General features: G+C 54.9%; 2 protein-coding genes. Both read right to left on the bottom strand.

The window, feature by feature from the left end; translation table 11 throughout:
- Positions 1–422, bottom strand: a 422-nt coding sequence (locus HMPREF2847_RS08915) for a hypothetical protein (RefSeq protein WP_371440733.1), incomplete at its 3' end; no start/stop codon positions are given.
- Entirely contained in the window at positions 419–1,771 is a 1,353-nt protein-coding gene (locus tag HMPREF2847_RS08910; protein ID WP_070852184.1) for an AAA family ATPase, read from the bottom strand. The genes HMPREF2847_RS08910 and HMPREF2847_RS08915, both read right to left, overlap by 4 nt.
- Between the last annotated feature and the right edge of the window lie 82 nt (positions 1,772–1,853).

The following is a 1,853-nucleotide window of genomic DNA, read 5'->3' as shown; positions in this document are numbered from 1 at the left end:
GCCTCCAGTTCCGCGCGTACCGTAGCTTCAGCTATCCCTATGAGGTTATCCACGACGGTATCTAGGTCGAGGTCTTGGCTACCGGCTATCTCGACACGTTGGGGCATATCCAGGCCGAGTAGCTTAATCCGTCGATCAATAACGCTTAGAACGATTTTCGCGCTGTTCGTGTCCCCGTTGAGCGCGTTTTCCCAGTGCGCTTGATTCAGTGCGTCTAGCCGGGCGGCTTCTAGCTTGCGTAGTTCATTGGCTTCTTCTTTGGGTATGTCTGCCAGTGCGGTTGCTACGTCAGTGTGTGCGGTACCGAGGCTTACCCCGAGTGCCCCGGCTATGTCCCGGAAGGTCGCGCCCGCTAGTCGTAAATCGAGTGCTTTCTTCCGTCGTTCTTGGATTTCTTTTTTCTGTGCAATCGGCGTGTTCATTGCCGTGTCCTTTCTTCTTGTTTGCGGCTGTTGGGTTCTTGGCTGAGTAGGTAGCGCCCCTTAGTGTCTTTGATGATTGCGCCTTGCTGTTCGAGGTGTGAGAGTGCGGCACTAAGGTGTTGTTGCGGTTGCAGGCTTGAGGGAATAGAACCGCGTAATGTGTGCTCAGTGAGGCCGATTTCAGGGCTAAGCGAGTCGCAGATTACGGAGCAAATCTCATTGAGTTGATTCCCTGCTTTCGCCATTGGTGCCGTCATAGGTTCCATAGGTTCCCGTTCTCGTGTATTGGAATCTATGGAATCTATGGGGGAATCTATTGCCCAAACCCACGTGCCACCTTTGCCGAATCCGCGTCGTCTGGTAGTGATTCCCATGCCCCTTCGTGCCTTCTTCACCGCTTCTTCCTTTAGCCCTGCGTCACGCGCGGCCTTGAGAACATCACGAGCTGGTGCGCTTCCTCCTTCTGCTTCGAGATAGTCGAGCACAACCATCTCAATTTCACTGCGAGAATCAATCTCATCGTCAGCTGGTGCTAGAAGGTCGTTGATACTTCGATTTGAGACACCATCAAAAACGGCCTTGCCGACTGGAACGCCCTTGCCTTCGATGAACACGTCAGCGGATTCGATATGCGCGTCGAGTGTCACGGCATGCGGGGCAAGATTGTGCTTCGTGGTCGCAACAAGTAATTTGCCGTCTTCGTCCTTAGCGACTGCGATAACAGAGCGTGCGACTTGGCTCCATGCAATCGAGCCGGTAATCAACTTGCCGGTGTCTGCGGACTCACGTTTGCCAAAGTGAACCAAGGCAAGGAAGACGCACCCGAGTTCGTCGGCAATCTTGTTCATTGGGTCAAGCATGCGACGAACGGACTCGTCTCGGTTGCCGTCGACACTAGAGGCCATGGCGGACTTCGCAGCGTCGAGGACAATCATGCCGATGTTGTTGTCTTCGATTGCCTGGCGAAGACGCGGGAAGTGCGCGGGGAGGACGAGGCCGGATTCGATGGGGTCTTCTCCGTCGTACTGGAGTTCAATGTCAAGGAAGTAGACGCGCTCCAGGTCAGCGTCAGCGGCTTTAAGGCGCGGGACGATAGTTGCTTCGCGGCTGTCTTCGGTGTGCAGGTAGAGCACATTGAGGGGTTGCTTATTGTCGAGGTTGCCGCGTGTAGCACTAGCAACCCATGCGCATGCAACCGTCGATTTTCCGACCCCTTCACGACCTCCAAGCAAAGTAAGGCTATTCCACGGAATCATGTTCTCCACTAGCCAATGTGTTTTCTTTGGCTGCACCGTCGAGGCTTTCACAAGGTTAAAAATCGTCTTCGGCGCGCGGTTTGGTTCACCCACTTAGCGCCCTCCCCGGCGTTGATCGATAAGCCCGGCGCGCTGTCCTGCGTCTTGGGCTTTCTGCAGATGTTCCATTGCGCGG

This window comes from Corynebacterium sp. HMSC074C03 (genome assembly GCF_001838285.1).
GTDB classification, from domain to species: Bacteria; Actinomycetota; Actinomycetes; order Mycobacteriales; family Mycobacteriaceae; genus Corynebacterium; species Corynebacterium amycolatum.
Note: the sequence above shows the minus strand (reverse complement) of the source record. Positions and strands in the feature narration are given on the sequence as shown.